The organism is Flavobacterium sp. NPDC079362, assembly GCF_050267765.1.
Lineage (GTDB): Bacteria > Bacteroidota > Bacteroidia > Flavobacteriales > Flavobacteriaceae > Flavobacterium > Flavobacterium azizsancarii.
Map to the genome: position 1 here is coordinate 104178 of NZ_JBNNFM010000016.1, position 16394 is coordinate 120571.

18 protein-coding genes are annotated in these 16394 nt (G+C 31.7%); 14 read left to right on the forward strand and 4 right to left on the reverse strand.

Annotated features, from left to right (window positions below):
- Window positions 1-686 precede the first annotated feature (686 nt).
- The 3 genes from ACQKCJ_RS14760 to ACQKCJ_RS14770 all read right to left on the reverse strand — a co-directional run bounded on the left by ACQKCJ_RS14760 (window position 687) and on the right by ACQKCJ_RS14770 (window position 3657).
- Window positions 687-2237 (reverse strand): DHA2 family efflux MFS transporter permease subunit, encoded by a 1551-nt coding sequence (locus tag ACQKCJ_RS14760; RefSeq protein ID WP_427402296.1) that lies wholly within the window; start codon window positions 2235-2237, stop codon window positions 687-689.
- Between the two features lie 316 nt (window positions 2238-2553).
- Complete coding sequence (locus tag ACQKCJ_RS14765; protein WP_271337787.1) at window positions 2554-3003, reverse strand: PaaI family thioesterase; 450 nt, start codon at window positions 3001-3003, stop codon at window positions 2554-2556.
- A gap of 63 nt (window positions 3004-3066) precedes the next feature.
- Entirely contained in the window at window positions 3067-3657 is a 591-nt protein-coding gene (locus tag ACQKCJ_RS14770; protein WP_427402297.1) for a TetR/AcrR family transcriptional regulator, read from the reverse strand.
- A gap of 385 nt (window positions 3658-4042) precedes the next feature.
- Here ACQKCJ_RS14770 and ACQKCJ_RS14775 point away from each other — a divergent pair, with 385 nt between their 5' ends.
- From ACQKCJ_RS14775 to ACQKCJ_RS14800, 6 genes are all read left to right on the forward strand, one after another.
- Window positions 4043-4915 carry a helix-turn-helix domain-containing protein gene (locus ACQKCJ_RS14775; protein ID WP_271337791.1) on the forward strand — a complete coding sequence of 291 codons (873 nt, stop codon included), beginning with the start codon at window positions 4043-4045 and terminating at the stop codon, window positions 4913-4915.
- Between the two features lie 188 nt (window positions 4916-5103).
- A complete protein-coding gene (locus ACQKCJ_RS14780; RefSeq protein WP_427402298.1) occupies window positions 5104-5520 on the forward strand; it encodes a (R)-mandelonitrile lyase in 417 nt (138 codons plus the stop codon).
- Window positions 5521-5616: 96 nt separating this feature from the next.
- Window positions 5617-6021 (forward strand): cupin domain-containing protein, encoded by a 405-nt coding sequence (locus ACQKCJ_RS14785; protein WP_271337793.1) that lies wholly within the window; start codon window positions 5617-5619, stop codon window positions 6019-6021.
- A gap of 297 nt (window positions 6022-6318) precedes the next feature.
- Window positions 6319-7371, forward strand: coding sequence for an NAD(P)-dependent alcohol dehydrogenase (locus tag ACQKCJ_RS14790; protein WP_427402299.1), 1053 nt, complete (start codon window positions 6319-6321; stop codon window positions 7369-7371).
- A gap of 160 nt (window positions 7372-7531) precedes the next feature.
- Window positions 7532-8404 (forward strand): helix-turn-helix domain-containing protein, encoded by an 873-nt coding sequence (locus ACQKCJ_RS14795; protein ID WP_427402300.1) that lies wholly within the window; start codon window positions 7532-7534, stop codon window positions 8402-8404.
- A 137-nt stretch (window positions 8405-8541) separates the two neighbouring features.
- The gene (locus ACQKCJ_RS14800) at window positions 8542-9900 is read left to right on the forward strand and encodes an amidohydrolase (protein WP_427402301.1); all 1359 of its coding nucleotides are present in this window, start codon (window positions 8542-8544) and stop codon (window positions 9898-9900) included.
- 268 nt (window positions 9901-10168) lie between these two features.
- Here the strand turns inward: ACQKCJ_RS14800 and ACQKCJ_RS14805 are convergent, their stop codons facing one another.
- On the reverse strand, window positions 10169-10759 hold the full coding sequence (locus tag ACQKCJ_RS14805) for a DUF4142 domain-containing protein (RefSeq protein ID WP_427402302.1): 591 nt from the start codon (window positions 10757-10759) through the stop codon (window positions 10169-10171).
- A 177-nt stretch (window positions 10760-10936) separates the two neighbouring features.
- Here ACQKCJ_RS14805 and ACQKCJ_RS14810 point away from each other — a divergent pair, with 177 nt between their 5' ends.
- From ACQKCJ_RS14810 to ACQKCJ_RS14845, 8 genes are all read left to right on the forward strand, one after another.
- Window positions 10937-11830, forward strand: coding sequence for an XAC2610-related protein (locus tag ACQKCJ_RS14810; RefSeq protein WP_427402303.1), 894 nt, complete (start codon window positions 10937-10939; stop codon window positions 11828-11830).
- Window positions 11831-11846: 16 nt separating this feature from the next.
- The gene (locus tag ACQKCJ_RS14815) at window positions 11847-12314 is read left to right on the forward strand and encodes a hypothetical protein (protein ID WP_427402304.1); all 468 of its coding nucleotides are present in this window, start codon (window positions 11847-11849) and stop codon (window positions 12312-12314) included.
- Between the two features lie 77 nt (window positions 12315-12391).
- Window positions 12392-13051: a hypothetical protein gene (locus tag ACQKCJ_RS14820; protein WP_427402305.1), complete on the forward strand. Its 660-nt coding sequence runs from the start codon at window positions 12392-12394 to the stop codon at window positions 13049-13051.
- 378 nt (window positions 13052-13429) lie between these two features.
- The gene (locus ACQKCJ_RS14825; RefSeq protein WP_427402306.1) at window positions 13430-13825 is read left to right on the forward strand and encodes a hypothetical protein; all 396 of its coding nucleotides are present in this window, start codon (window positions 13430-13432) and stop codon (window positions 13823-13825) included.
- A 142-nt stretch (window positions 13826-13967) separates the two neighbouring features.
- On the forward strand, window positions 13968-14429 hold the full coding sequence (locus ACQKCJ_RS14830; RefSeq protein ID WP_427402307.1) for a hypothetical protein: 462 nt from the start codon (window positions 13968-13970) through the stop codon (window positions 14427-14429).
- Window positions 14430-14538: 109 nt separating this feature from the next.
- Window positions 14539-14991: a hypothetical protein gene (locus tag ACQKCJ_RS14835; RefSeq protein WP_427402308.1), complete on the forward strand. Its 453-nt coding sequence runs from the start codon at window positions 14539-14541 to the stop codon at window positions 14989-14991.
- A 36-nt stretch (window positions 14992-15027) separates the two neighbouring features.
- Window positions 15028-15480 carry a guanylate kinase gene (locus tag ACQKCJ_RS14840; RefSeq protein WP_427402309.1) on the forward strand — a complete coding sequence of 151 codons (453 nt, stop codon included), beginning with the start codon at window positions 15028-15030 and terminating at the stop codon, window positions 15478-15480.
- A 464-nt stretch (window positions 15481-15944) separates the two neighbouring features.
- On the forward strand, window positions 15945-16262 hold the full coding sequence (locus tag ACQKCJ_RS14845; RefSeq protein ID WP_427402310.1) for a hypothetical protein: 318 nt from the start codon (window positions 15945-15947) through the stop codon (window positions 16260-16262).
- Window positions 16263-16394 lie beyond the last annotated feature (132 nt).

Below are 16394 nucleotides of genomic sequence, written 5' to 3' on the forward strand. Positions count from 1 at the left end.
GATAAGAATATTTGCTGTTTTCTATAAATATGTTGCTCCGCTGGAGCTTTAACGAAATGCTGTATCTGTTTTCTATAAATATATCGCTCCTCTGGAATTTTAATATAGATTATGATATTTTTCTATTAATATGATACTCCTGGAAGTTCTGCCAATACTAACGATTAATTTATTGTCAATATAATGCTTCGTTACCATTAATATAAAGGGCAAGTAAATCCCAGCGGGATGTCATATTTATAGAAAATTAGTAGTTAGGTTCCATAAAACCCCAGCGGGGTGACATCTGTTACAATCTTTAATTTATATTTTTATGTGTTTAAATAATTTAATGATCTGAAATAATCATATTCGTTTTTGGTTTTTTCGATTTGTTCATTACAAATAAAAGGAGCGGTAATGGCACCACAAAAAACAATCCAATAAAAAAGAAAGCATCCCTGTAATTCAATAAAGAAGATTGTTTTAGAACGACATTTTCCATTAATATGATAATCCTAGAAGTTCTGCCAATACTAACGATTAATTTATTGTCAATATAATGCTTCGTTATCATTAATAGACAGGGCAAATAAATCCCAGCGGGATGTCATATTTATAGAAAAATATTAATTAGGTTCCATAAAACCCCAGCGGGGTGACATCTATTACAATCTTTAATTTATATTTTTATGTGTTTAAATAATTTAATGATCTGAAATAATCATATTCGTTTTTGGTTTTTTCGATTTGCTCATTACAAATAAAAGGAGCGGTAATGTCACCACAAAAAACAACCCAACAAGAAAAAAGGCATCTCTGTAACTCAATAAAGAAGATTGTTTCAGTACGACATTTTCCATTAATTTAAGTGCTTTTAGTTTTGCTTCATTATAAGCAAAACCTTTGTTTTGAAAGTATTTTGTATAGGCATTTATTCTATCCACGGCGGTTATATTATAGGACGTAATATTTGAAACAAGTTCATTTCGATGTGCATAAAATCGGTGCGCAACATAGGTATTAATGATCGAAACGCCAAAAGAACCGCCCAATTGTCGCATCATATTGTTAAGTGCTGCACCCTGACCGACATCTTTGTCATCAAGAGACGAAACAGCCAGCATTGTAAGCGGAACAGTTAGTAACGCCATACCTAAGGCACGAAAAATAAGAGAAGTTGCCACCTCAGAAGCACTTGTGTTTAAAGTCATTCCGGACATTCTCCAATTAAAATAAATAAACAATAGAAATCCCGTAGCAATAATTAAAACAGGAGAAACTCCTTTTTGTAATAATGTACCACATAATTTTAAAGCCAGTAAAGCCATTAAAGCTCCCGGAAGTAAAAGCAATCCGGTTTGATAAGGAGAAAAACTCAAAAGGCGTTGTGCCACAACCGGAGTGATATATATCGAAATAAACATACCAAATCCCGTTACAAAGGTTAGAATTGCTGCTATACTTAAGGACTTGCTTTTTAGCACCCTAAGATTCACAACCGGCTTTTCGATTGTCAGTTCCCAATAAATGAACGTTAATAATGTAGAAATTGCGATAATAGTCAGTGCAATAATGTATCTGGTTTCGAACCAATCTTCGACTTCGCCTCTTTCTAAAACAGTTTGTAATGCGCCAACTCCAATTGCTAATAAAGCAATTCCAGTCCAGTCGACTTTGGTTATTTCAGGTTTAACAGCAGGTTCTCTTAATAGAAAATAACAAGAAATCATTACAAGAATCCCAATTGGCACATTGATCAAAAAGATCCACGGCCAATCATAGTTTTCGGTAATATAACCACCAAGAGTAGGTCCTATTGTGGGGCCTATGAAAATTCCTGCTCCAAATAATGCTCCTGCTGTCGATTGTTTCTCTTTTGGAAAAAGCTCGAAAACTACAACCTGAGATATTGACAATAAGGCACCACCGCCAATTCCCTGAAAAAACCTGAAAAATACCAGCATCCAGATATTCGAAGAATGTCCGCACATAAAAGAACAGAAAGTAAAGAGAATAACAGATCCAATATAATAATTTCGTCGACCAAGGTTGGCACTCAAAAAGCTTGTAATAGGTATAATAATTACGTTTGCAATAGCATAAGCAGTAATTACCCAAGAAGTATCTTCCAGCGTTGCGCCTAGGTTTCCGCTCATGTGAGACAACGCTACGTTTACGATCGATATATCAATCAATTCCATAATCGCAGCCAGAATGACTGTGAAAATAAGTAGTTTTCGGTGTAATGGTGTCATAATAATTTTTTTATACCGATTGGTATATTTTTAATAAAAAAAAAATATTTAAATATTAGGCAGTAATGCGTAAAATTTTAAACACATAGAAACATAGGTTATATAGAAATAAAGAGGTGTCAAAAAGAAATACGTTTCTTTCACATAGCTATGTGAATTGATGTAAAGTGAAACGCCTTTTTTTAAGTTTACAAAATCTATGTTTGTATGTGTTTAAAAATCACAGCTACTGATTTTAAAAATCTGCTTAATCTGCGTAAAAAATTATTCACTCATAGATTTATATGAAAACCGACAGAATTTGTGTTATAAATATTTACAATTCTTTTTTGATAATATTGGTTTTAAGAAGATTAGAAGTTGCTCTTGCAATTAATCTGGTTTGATCTTTGTTCCAGATTTCACATTGTGCATTTACGATTTGTTTTCCTTTTCTAATGATCGCTGTTTTGGCAATAATCGTATCACCAACAAAAGCAGGAGCAAAATAATCAACAACAAGATTAATTGTAGTATAAAAAGTTTCTTCATGAAGAGAAAACATCGTAGCTCCAATGCAATCATCAGCAATTGCAGCCGTTACGCCGCCATGCAAACTCTTGACAGGATTAGACATTTCTTCGCGAACCAAATATTTAAAAGTAACTGTACCTTCTTCGGCAGCAACTACTATAGGTTTCATCCAGAGCATAAAGGGCGACGGTGACGCAGTAAATTCTCCGTCAATGTGATCTTGTAATACTTGTAATCTTGTTTTTGTTTCCATTTTGTTTTGATCTATATTAGATTATTTATTATACCAATTGGTATATTTTATTGTGAAAAAATGTTATTCCAGATCATCAATAATCCTATTAAGCGAAAGCATAATAGTAGATAAATTAGATAAGTTGCCGGTTATTTTAGAAATCATTACAGCTCCTTCGATAATAGCAATTATAGTCAATGCCGTTTTTTCAGGATCGATCTCTTTGGCTTTAAATTCTCCTGCAATAATTCCCTGTTCAATAAAGTAGACTAATTTATTTTTCCAGGCCAGAATAGTGTTTTCGACTTTTTTTCTAAGAACAGGATGAGTATCATCAGCTTCTGTGGCTGTATTAATAATTGGGCAGCCTCCCTGTGTTAATCTTAAATCAGAATAATCAGAATAGAGTCGGGGATAAACCAGTAATTTATCTTTAAAAGTAGTTTGCTTTTCAATTTCTCTTGCAAAAGTATCCTGAAGTTTTTTTACATTAAACTTAAAGGCGGCGATAGCAACTTCATCTTTATTTTCGAAATTACCATAAATACTCCCTTTTGTAAGCCCTGTAGCGGTGGTAATGTCGCTCATCGAAGTTCCGCTGTATCCTTTCATATTAAAAAGAGGGGCAGTTTTTTCGATAATAAATTGCTTTGTTTTTTCAGCTTTACTCATGATTGGTAAATTTAAATGCAAATATATACCGATTGGTATAATTAAACAATTTTTTACGGGTTTATTTTGTTTCAGGTTTTCTATACATTGCCGTGAAACTTAAAGCATATTATTTTTACCACAGAAGTTACACAAAGTCTTTTTTAATCGCGCAAAGACTCAAAGTCTTATACTATTTTTACAATTTTAAAATAGAAAGTTAGCTAAGTTAATTGACAAAGCTTTGCGTTCTTTGTGTTTGTCAAGACAATCTACTATAGAAAACTTTGTGTAACTCTATGGTTAATTTTTTATTCTCATTTCAAACCTGAAACCTGAAACCTGAAACTAAAAAAACTTGAAACCTGAAACGATATTGTTTGTTTGATTTTCATAACTTTGCAATATGAAAGATCAATTAGAATCTCAGGCTGCGGAACTTGGTATTAACGATTTAAAACTGAAAGGCTTTAAAGTGTACGAAGTAAATGAAGATATAAGTAAAATTCCGACCTATAATCGTAGGGATTTCTACAAGATTTGCATTAACACGAGTAAAAGTTTGATTCATTATGCAGATCGTGGTATAGAAACTGATGGCACAATATTATTCTTTGGAAATCCACATATTCCATATTCCTGGGAAATTATTTCATCGGTTTTTCACGGATATGCATGCGTTTTTACCGAAGAGTTTTTAAAAGCTAATGATCGTTCTGAAAGTCTACATGAATCTCCTTTGTTTAAAATTGGCGGAACACCAATTTTTGCCTTATCAACTGATCAGAAAGTGTTTATAGATTCATTGTTCAGGAAAATGATAGAAGAACAAGAAACCGATTATGTTTTTAAGGATGACTTAATCCGTAATTATATCAATTTGATTTTGCATGAATCGATGAAAATGCAACCTACAGAAAATTTCTTTAAACATAAAAATGCTTCTTCCAGAATTACCTCTTTATTTCTTGAATTATTGGAAAGACAATTTCCAATAGAAACAAAAAATGAGCCTTTAGTATTAAAAACGCCTCAGGATTATGCACAAAGTCTTGCTGTACATGTAAATCATTTAAACCGTTCAGTAAAAGAAATTACAGGAAAATCTACCACGGCACATATTACCGAAAGAATCATTGGCGAAGCCAAAGCATTGCTGCAACATACTGATTGGAGTATTGCAGATATAGGATATTCACTGGGTTTTGAATATCCAAGCTATTTTAATAATTATTTCAAAAGACTTACCGGAACAATTCCCAAATCGTTAAGAATGTAAAATTGTTTCATATTCTTAATTTTTTGTTTGATTATCGTTATTTCTGATTGTCATTGCTAAAGTAATTTTGCCGTGAAATAATTAGTATTAACTACTTATCGGTTTTTCGCTAACTAAATACAACTTCTATAAAGCGCATTCTAGCTTTCTAATTTAGTTTCTGGCACTGATATTAAAAACAAATAATTATGAAAGCAACAAAAAATCAATTAAACGAAACCATTTTCCCAAAAGGAGATTTAGCATCGGCAGATTACTTTACAGGAAAAGCGTGGGTAAAAATGCTCGTTCCCAATGATCCCGTTTTAAATACTGCTGTTGGTAATGTAGTTTTCGAAGCCGGAGCAAGAAATAATTGGCATACACATCCCGGCGGACAAATCCTGATCGTAACACAAGGAACAGGATATTATCAGGAAGATGGAAAACCAATTCAATTACTGCAAGAGGGCGATGTAGTCAATATTCAGCCTGAAGTAAAACATTGGCATGGAGCTTCTCCAGAAAGTGAATTTACTCATATTGCTATAAGTACCAATACCGAAAAAGGTATTGTAGACTGGCTTGAACCAGTAACAGACGAACAATACAATAACTTTAAATAATTACAGTAGTAGTGTTGTCTGGCGAGATCTAAGTATTAATTAACGGTTTTATTAGATCTTATTTAAATAAAAATCCAATCTCAAAAAATCTATTTTATGTCAACACTTTATACTTCTGCTATTGAAGAGGGAAAAATCCCGAATACCTTCATGACTGGTGATGTTTCTTATAAAAAACAAACCAGCAATATTCATCCGGACAATACGGTTATTAAAGAAATTTCTTTTGAGCCCGGTTCGAGATGCAAGTGGCATATTAATGCAAGTTTACAATTATTTATCGCTACTGACGGAATAGGTTATTTTCAGGAAAAAGGCGCTACAATTCGTCTGCTTCATAAAGATGAGGTAATTACAATTTTACCTGGCATAGAACATTGGTATGGTGCAACACCTTTTAGCCGATTCTCGCACATTAGCATAATTACAGAAATCGACAAAGGAAAAGGAATCTGGTTAGAGAGTGTAACAGATGAAGAGTATTTTAGTTTTGGAAAATAGATTTTTTAAGTTTCTAAGTTACTAAGTTAAAAACTCAAAACTTAAAAGTGTATTATTAAAAGAAAACTTTGCGCCTTTGCGAGAATTATTTTTTTTCACGCAGATTTAAACAGATTTGAGCAGATATTATTTAATTAAAATCTACCTAAATCATATTAAATCTGCGTGAAATTAACCCAAAGAAAGCAAAAAAACGTCATTTTAAATATAACAAAAACCTTCGTGTCTTAGCGCCTTCGTGGCATTTTTCAAATCTAAAAACAAAGAAAACCTGAAACTTTAAACAAATATTTTTAAATGGAAACAAAAAACATAAAAGCCTTTGGCACAGAAGCTGCCGAAGCACCGTTACAAACATTAGACATACAACGCAGAACGGTATTATCACACGATGTCGAAATTGAGATTTTATATTGCGGAATTTGCCATTCAGATTTGCATTCTGCCAGAAACGAATGGCACGGAACGGTTTATCCAATAGTTCCGGGACATGAAATTGTAGGTAGAGTAACAAAAATTGGCGATCACGTAAAGCATTTTAAAGTTGGCGATTTGGCCGGAGTAGGCTGTATGGTTGATTCTTGTAGAGAATGTGAGCATTGCAAAAATGATTTAGAGCAATTCTGCGATGAAGGAAGTACTTTAACATTCAATTCTCCTGACGTTCATTTAGGCGGTCAGACTTTTGGTGGATATTCTCAAAGTATTGTAGTCGATGAAAATTATGTATTGCATATTTCAGACAAACTTGATCTTGCCGGAGTTGCACCTTTATTATGTGCAGGAATCACAACTTATTCTCCTTTAAAGCACTGGAATGTTGGTCCCGGACAAAAAGTAGGAATCGTTGGTATTGGCGGTTTAGGACATATGGGAATCAAATTGGCGAAAGCAATGGGCGCTCATGTGGTAGTTTTTACAACTTCATTATCTAAAACCGAAGATGCAAAACGTTTGGGTGCAGACGAAGTAGTTTTGTCTACAGATCCTGAACAAATGGCAAAATATGCAAAATCGTTAAACTTTATCTTAGATTGTGTATCTGCAGAACATAATATCGATTCTTATCTAAACTTACTTAAAGTAGACGGAACTCTTACTTTAGTTGGTGCGCCTATGGAACCGCTTCCTGTAACTTCGTTCAGTCTAATATTAGGAAGAAGAAGTTTTGCAGGTTCTGCAATTGGCGGAATTGCTGAAACTCAGGAAATGCTGGACTTTTGTGCAGAACACAACATTACCGCAGATATCGAATTAATTGGCGTTGATGAGGTAAACCATGCTTACGAAAGATTATTAAAAGGAGATATTAAATACCGTTTTGTAATTGATATGGCTTCTTTGAAGTAACAAAGGTTCAAAGGTTTTTTACTTTGCTCCCGATAGATTTCAGGATTGCGCGAGCTAAAAAAACAAGCATAAACAATAAAAAAAAGGTTTGACTTGAAAATAGTCAGACCTTTTTTTATTGTTTTAAAAAACGGAGACGATTTAATTATTAATTTTGAAAGTGAACAATCAACCACTTTTTTCTTTGCAAAAATATTCGATTCCTATTTTATCCGTTGGCAATATACTTGGAGAAGAAACTTTAGGTATTACCTTATTTCGCCATAGTGTCAAGGGACGAAACGAATTCGAACAGCCTCATAAACACGACTTTTATCTTGTGTTTTTTGTAGAGAAAGGCTCAGGTGTTCATAATGTCGATTTTACACAATATAAAGTAGACGATTATCAGGTTTATTTTATAAGGCCCGGTCAGGTACATAACTGGTCGCTCGATGTTGATACTTCAGGGTTTCAATTAATGGTTTCGGCAGATGTAATTACTATTTTTTCGAATTTAGGAGCATTTCCATTTTTTGAGCAAAGTGTTCCGTCTTGTATTTCTTTAACTCAAAAAGAATTTGAGGAATTTAAAGATCATTTACATGAAATAGAAGTAGTACTTTCTAATAATGATTTGCTAAACAGAGAAATAGTTTTGCTGCGTTTGCATTTACTGCTGAAATTATTGCAAAAAGAATATTTGGTTCAATATCCGGAACACGATTCTTCGACCAAACCGGAGAAAATAATAAAAGGATTTCATGCTTTAATTGATGATCATTATAATGTGGAATCATCAGTGAATTTTTATGCTGACAAATTAAATATTACACCTAATTACCTTAATATTCTTTCGCAGAAATATTTAAAGATACCAGCAAGCGATGTGATAAAACAAAGAACCATTCTCGAAGCCAAACGGTTACTAACCAGTACCCATTTATCTATTAAAGAAATTGGCTATCAGCTTGGTTTTAATGACAATACCTATTTTACTAAAGTATTTAAAAAATATACAGGAAAAACTCCCGGTGATTTCAAAAAGTTATAATTTTTACCATCCTTATCCGCAATATTACCGTTCCTGTTTTAAGTTTATAACGATTTTTGCAATGTAATATATTCTAATTTTATTAGAATGGTATTGCAAAAACACATAACAAACTCAAAGAAGGTAAAATATAATTTATGGAAGAGCATAAAATTAGCAGAAAAAAATTCTTAGGATTAGGAGCCGCAGCAACCGGTGCAGCTTTGTTTTCAGGAATTGGCGGCAATGCAGTTGCGCAAGTATTGCCACAAGAAAATAAAACAGCTTTAAACGAATATCTTTTGATTAATGTGCGATTAGAAGATGGTTTTGAATACAACGAAAAAAATGAAGTAATTGCTACTAAAACAGCACTTTATACAATTCATGTTGCCAATGGAAAAATTAAAAGTATCACGACAGGAAAGTCTGCTTTGAAGTTGAAAACAGTTGACGCCAAAGGACTTTTGATGCTTCCAGGATTGCGTGATATGCACATTCATATTGATAAAACCTATTATGGAAACGGGACCTGGAATGCAGCGCCAAGAAAAGGATATACGGTAAAAGATATGATTACGCTGGAGCAAAAGTTGATTCCGCAATTATTACCCGATTCTCAGCATAAAGCAGAAGAAGCTATTAAACTCATGCAAAGTCAGGGAAGTTATTTTGCACGTTGCCAATGTAATATTGATCCTGTAAGCGGATTGAAGAGTTTAGAACATTTACTTGCCGCATTAGATAAAAACAAAGATAGTTTTGGGTGGGAAATTGTTGCTTTCCCGCAACACGGAATCTTATACTCGCAATCTGAATCTCTATTAAGGGAATCAGCCAGTATGGGAATTGATTTTATTGGCGGACTTGATCCAACCAATGTCGATGGTAATATGGAGAAATCATTAGATACTATGTTTCAAATTGCAATCGATACGAATAAAGGAATAGATATTCATTTGCATGAATCTCCACCATCAGGGAAATCTGCGATTGAATATATCATTAAAAAAACAGAAGAAAATAAACAACTTCAAGGAAAGACCTATATAAGTCACGGTTTTGCTCTTGCCAAAATGGATCCGAAAGATCTGGAAAAAATAGCAGAGCAAATGGCAAATCTGGGAATAGGAGTAGTCTCCGGAATTCCGATTGGGAAAACCATAATGCCAATTCCAACCTTGAAAAAGTACGGTGTAAAACTCATGACAGGAACAGATAGTATTGTCGATCACTGGCAGCCTTTTGGGACGTGCGATATGCTCGAAAAAGCAAAATTATGCGCACAATTATATGGCTGGACAGATGAATACAATTTAAGCAGAGCTTTGCACATTGCAACAAAAGATGAAATTTTGCCACTTAATGATTCAGGAGTACGAGTTTGGCCAGCAGTTGACAACGAAGCTAACTTTATTCTGGTAAAAGCAAGCTGTTCTGCCGAAGCCGTTGCGCGTTTGCCTAAAAGAGAAGGCGTTTTTTATAAAGGAAAAATTATTGCGGGCGATATTTCTTAAGCTACTAAGTTACTAAGGTTCTGAGTTGCTAAGTTTTAACCTTTAATGTTTTAACAGATTAACATTTTATACGATTTGATTAAGAATTAAACTTAAAAAAGATGCACTGTAACGCATCTCCTACGGTAAATTGATCGTCTTTTTTAAGTCTAAGAAAAAAGACTTAGAACCTTAGCAACTTAGCACCTCAGAACCTAAAAAAGAAAAACCCCTTAAGCAATTCAACTCTTAAGGGGTTTTTTTGAAAATAAATAATAACCAATTAAATTTATTTCTTTTTATCTAAGTCTTGTTTTAGCAATTTCGCATGCTCCAAATGAGCTGTTAGCGGTGCTATACTATTTGATGCCCAAAGCTTAACATCTTGATCTTTTGCATCTTTAGCTGCTTTTTGCAATTTGTCAATTGCTTTTTCGTGTCCGTCGATCATCATATCAGCGAACTTTTTATCAAAGTCAAGACCAGATTTTTCGTTTAGTTTGTTGTATTCCTCTTTTCCATCTTCGGTAATCGAAGTAGGTAAAGTGAAGTTTTTAGTTTTTGCCAAAGCACTTACTTCAGAAGCTGATTTGGTATGCTCATCAACAAGCATTTTTCCAAATTTCTTAACCTCAGGATTTGTACTTTTTGTTTGCGCCAGTTTTCCAATTTCGATTTCAGCAAGATTTACTTCCGCTTGATCTACTAAAAATTGAGAGTCATCTTCTTTATTATTAATAGTGTCGAATTTTTCTTCGTTTGCATCTTCTGCAACTTCTTTTGGATCTTCTTGTTTTGTTTCATTTTTACAAGAATTCAGGGATACTAATAATAATCCTGCTCCTAAAATTACTTTTCCGGCTAATAGTAGTTTTTTCATGATTTAATAGTTTAAATGTTATAATGTAAAATTATTCAGATTGTGTGAAGAATGCCTTACAGGATTTTTGAATAATGTTATATGATTTGGATTTATCAAAAATTAATATGTAATACAAATAGTATTATATTCGCAATGCTAAATAATCAAGCCAATATAAAACGAACCTGACATTATATGAATGTAATAACCCCCAAGGTCACACAGAAAATTTTGACAGCATTACTTTTTTTAGTTTCCCTTGACTTAGCTGCTCAAATATCTTATACAGGATTTATAGATAAGTATCCAATAGAATTTATAACAGATCTTAACTCCGAGGGATCAGGAAATGCCATTTATGCCTATTCTAATTATGATACTCCTATCGAAATAAAGGGAATTTTAAAGCAGAAAATATTAACGTTCTATGAAAAAGATAAAACAGGCAAGAACACTGCTAAAATGACTTTTGAAAATTTTAATCCCAAAAGCAAGAAGTTAGAAGGAGTATGGACGGATCTGAATACAAAAAAAGAGCTTGAGATTACCTTATCAAAAACATTCGAAGTTGAATATGGAGATGCAGCAGAATGGAAAAACATAGAAATTTTGCAACCGGTTTCTTTAAAAGGTAAATACTTTAAGCTCATTATTTCGAAAATTAAAGGTGGATATGCGAAAGTAACCGGAGTTAAAATTCTGGAGAAAAAGACCGACAAGCTAATTCAGCAAATTGCTTTAGAATGCGAGCTTTGGGGACTAAACAATATAAATACCGGAGATTATAACTTCGATGGTATCGAAGATTTCTCTGTCTTCGAATCAAGTTATGCGGGGCCTAATACTTCAAGATTGTATTTTTTATATAACCCAAAGACCGGCAAATATTTCGAAAGCAGTTTTAGTGGTACTTCATTACAGTTTGACAGTAAAACCAAAAGAATTGAAGAGCGTAATCAGTGTTGTGCAGGTCGAAGTGTTACTACTGCAAAGTATAAAGTGGTAAATGATAAGATGGTTTTAATAAAACAAACCTGCCTTGAATACGATGACAAAACGGGAGATTATAAAAAGGTAAAATGCGATTAAGTTTATTTTAATATTCATGAGAAGAAATGTATTGATGTATTTCGCTTTTATTTTCTTTTTTTCATGTAACCAGATAAAGGAAAACCAAAGTAATGCTAAAGAGAATCTGATCAAAACAGAGTCAGTAACAGAAAAGAAAAGTTCAAAATCTTCAACTAAAATTGTTTTAGGAGTTGACAAAGACGAAATAAATGCTTTAGTAAAAAATATTTACGAAATAAATGGTGAGGTGTTTATTGATCTTGATTTTGTTCAGATAAAATTTAAAAATGTTGATGAAAGAGTCGTTATTAATGAAAACCCAAAAATAAGAACTTATAAAATTGACTCAGAATCACTTATTTATTCAAAGGATTGTAAAACTTTAAACCTAAAAGAATTAATTAGAAGTAAAAGCAAAATTTTGCAAGACAAGACTATTATTTTAGTTGGAGAAGCAAAAGGTGGAAGAATGCAAAGCTTAAATTTTGGTTGTTATGGTTGATTTATAGCGGTAGATAGTTTTTATATTAGATACGGAAACATTGTTTAGATAATAAAAAAGAAAAAAATGCAACACTTATGATAAAACCATTACAAATACTCTTATCATTGACTGTAGTAATCTTTTTAGGTTGCGAGAAGAAAGTAAGTGATTTAGAATATGAGAAAGATGTAATGACGGCTCTTTTTCCTGATTTAATAGATGAGATTTGTATTGATTCAAGAATGTTTGGCCCGCCGCCTCTTTTTGATTCAATAAAAAGTATTGAAGAAAATAAGCGAAAGAAAATAGAGTGGGAGAATACCCAGAAAGCAATTGAAAAAGATACTTGTAAACTAATTGTAGCATTTAATCCGCAAATAGAAAATAGCTCGAAAGATTTAAAAGAATACCTGGAAAAACATTTCAAGGGTACCAAAATTTTTTATCCAAAAATAGAAGCTGACACAGTTTATACTATAGATTTTAAAAATATACCGCTTAAAGGTAAATTCCAGCTTAGAAATATTTCTGAATTTCCAAAAGACAGATATGAGTTTTGGCGTACCAAATATGATTTTGTTTTTTCAGGAGTAGTTTATTTTTCACGAATACAATTTGACAAAACTAAAAAGTTTGGAGTGTTAAATGCAGGATTTACCTGCGAAAGACATTGTGGTAATGGTTTTAGGATTTATATCAAAAACATAAAAGACAAATGGGTTATCGATGAGATTGAGGGCACTTGGGTTTCATAAAGAGAAATCGGATTTGATGTAACGGTAATTATTAAAAACAACCTTAAAGATTCATGAAAATAGTAAAAAAATATCCGGTATTTGTTTATTTATAGCCACATTAGTATTGTCATTTGCCACATTAGTTACTTTCCTGAGAGCTATTTTAGACACTATAAAAGAAATTAAGAGTGATGTATGGGAAGGAATAGGTTACGCTTTTGGATGTTTACTTGTAATAGTATTATTGATCGTAATAATAAGGTTTATGTTTAAATGGAGTTTAAAATTAATTAGAACAAAAGAACAGCCAGAGGATTCTATAGATGAAATTGGATTGTAGAATAAGTAATGACATAAATTTATAAATGAAACTTTTATATATCAATAAAAACAATAATGATAAAGGACAAAATGATTTATTTCTTGGTATTCGTGATCATTTTATTAGGTTATTTGAACTATTTTTCAACCTATGTTATGCCTTGGCAAAAAGAAGAAGCAATTAAGTCTGCTTTACTTTGGGGTGGATTAAAAGAAATTCCTAAAAATGCTAAAATTATTAATCTTGAAAAGCACGGAAGTTCTTTTACAAAACAGTTCATAATTGAATTTACAAGTTCAAAATCTGAATTAGAACAATGGATACGTAAAAGCAAACGATTAAAAAACAATATTCCAAAAATTCAATTAAACATTAGGACTTATGAAATTCATCCTGGAGAAATTAATTCTTATGGAGGAAGAGTAAAAATTAAACAAGATACAGTTTCGATTAATATGAGTTGGAGTTAAAGATGATCTCAATATTAGAGTCTTTATGCGCATGAGGAAATACATAATTGATCAAAACATAAAGCTGTAAAACGTTATTATATTTTAAAGAAAATAATTAATCAATTATTAAGAACAAAAAACATTACAATAAAAAAATAACATGCAAATTAACTCAGAATTTAGAAAAGCATTAGGAAGAAGAATAATATTTGGTTGTCTGCTTTTCATTATAACCTTAATCTATATTTTATATGCTTTTTTGGGGAATAAAGAGTCACCAATAAATCCTCTTACGGTTATAGTTTTTATGGTATTTGCATTTTTAATTTATGCATCACCAGACCTTTTTAAAATTTGTAAATTAACGATTACCGAAACCGGAATCGAAAAAACAATGGCAATTACAGGTCAAAAGAAATTTATTCCTTTTGAAACTATTTATATGATCAAGAAAGGAAAAATTAAACTTCAAAACAGGGGAGGAGCTGCTATATCTGATGGTTTTTATTTTAGTACACTTATCCTCGATAATAAGGAGAACATAATCATTTCGCCAGATCATTATGAAAATTATAAGGAGATCATAATGACTATTAAAAATAGAGCAGGTTTTGAAGATTAAAATTTAATAATTGTTCTCTTTTTTAAAGCGTTTCGAAGATTTATGGAGTTTCGCTCGTGAGCACAATCAAATTAATTTAAATCTAAATTTAAAAAAAAGATAGATAATAATGCAGATTAAATCAAAATTCAGGAAATTATTCTGGGTAAGAATAGCAATCGCTTTTCTGGTTTTTATTGCTACATTGTACTTATTCCTAAACAGTATTTCGCAATATTCACAACTTCGTAAAAATCCTGTATTTATTGTATCGTCTGTGTTTTTATTACTATTTCTTTGTGCAGCGTGGGATTTGTTTAAGGTTTTTAAATTAATTGTTACAGATCAGGGAATTGAAAAAGTCTTATTAATTTCTGGTCGAAAACAGTATATTCCTTTTACAAGTATAATTGGTCTAAAGAAAAGGAAAATTACAAAACAAGGTAAAGCCGGACAATTAACGGATGGTTATACTATAAGTATTCTGGAATTAGAAAATAATAAGACTTTAGTTATTTCGCCTGATGTTTTTGAAAACTACAATGAGATTATATTAGTTGTTAAAAATAATGTATGGCCTTAAAGTATATCAGAAAAAAATGAAAAGTAGTAAAGAGCGATGGAAAAACAATATAGACGAGGAAAATATGCCACATATATAGATCAACAGTATGAACTTTATGAAACAGACGAAGACAATATCTGTGAATTAGTTGACAGAAATTCTAGATTTGAAGAATTAAGGAAGTTTGGTTTTGTGAAATCAAATGAAGTAAAAAGCTATCTAAAAATCGAAAAAAAATTAATACAAGATGCTTTTCTTGTAGAAACATACGTAAGGTATAGTGGTTTTAAATTCTTTTTGGAAAATGTTTTTGAAAAGAAATATATTTTGCGTCCGTTAGATGATGCAATGAATCATTTTAAAGACTTTCCTAAACATGGTTACGATCCAATATATGAAATAGAAGAATATCAAATAGAGGAAATTTGGGAAGAAAGAAAAGCATTAGATGAATTTGTTTTTGATACAGAACCAATTGTTTATAGTAAAACAAAAATTGATTTGTAGAATTGATCTTGCTCTTTTCGAAATCTGCTCTAAAAAACCCTTAGGACTAGCATGGTGAAAAGCACTATGAATTAGAAACGATTGCTGTATTAGCTATGTAAGGACAAAAGCCTAATCGTAAAAACCTTCATTAGATTATATTGTTATTTTCTGACAAAGTTATTTTTTCTTATAATCGATGTTGTTTATTTGCTTTTGTCCTTTCAGGGCAATGATCTCACTTAATTTAGTTTCGTACTGCATTGAATTACGCTAATTTTTTTTAGGCTTTCAGCCCGTTTTTTAAGGCTTCGTACGCTTTTGTGATTACTCTTGAATACAAGTTTTTGGCAATATAAAACAATCAAAAGCAGGAGATTGACAGTTCTTCAGTAAAAAGATATTTTCAAAAATTATATCAAACGTTTTGTTCAATATTATATATTTATAAAAAACTAAACATGTAATAACCAAAATAGTGAGGAATGATTAATATAGATTTTAAAAAAGAGAAAGGAAAAATTGATGGAATTATAAATAAAGCGTTAACAGATTATCAAAACGAAATAGATCTGATTAATATTGATGACTGGACATTAAAATCTAAGGAACTATTTATTGATAAATCCTATAATGGTTATAGTTCTCAAAGTACGCAATTCATTAATAACAGTTTTCCGGATATTAGTCGTTCTGTAGACAGTAATGCCAGATTGATATTATATTTATACACATCAGAAAGAGATTCTGAATTTGATTTGATCAAAGAAAAATTAGTTGCAAAAATTGGCAGATCTATATAGTAATAATAGAGAATAAAAAAAGCCTTGATTTTTTAAGGAGGGCACTGAAAAACATCCCTTATTTTTGATCAGGTTTATTTTTTAGACAATAAAAAACGCTTATAACAGGATTTAAAAATATCCGTTATAAGC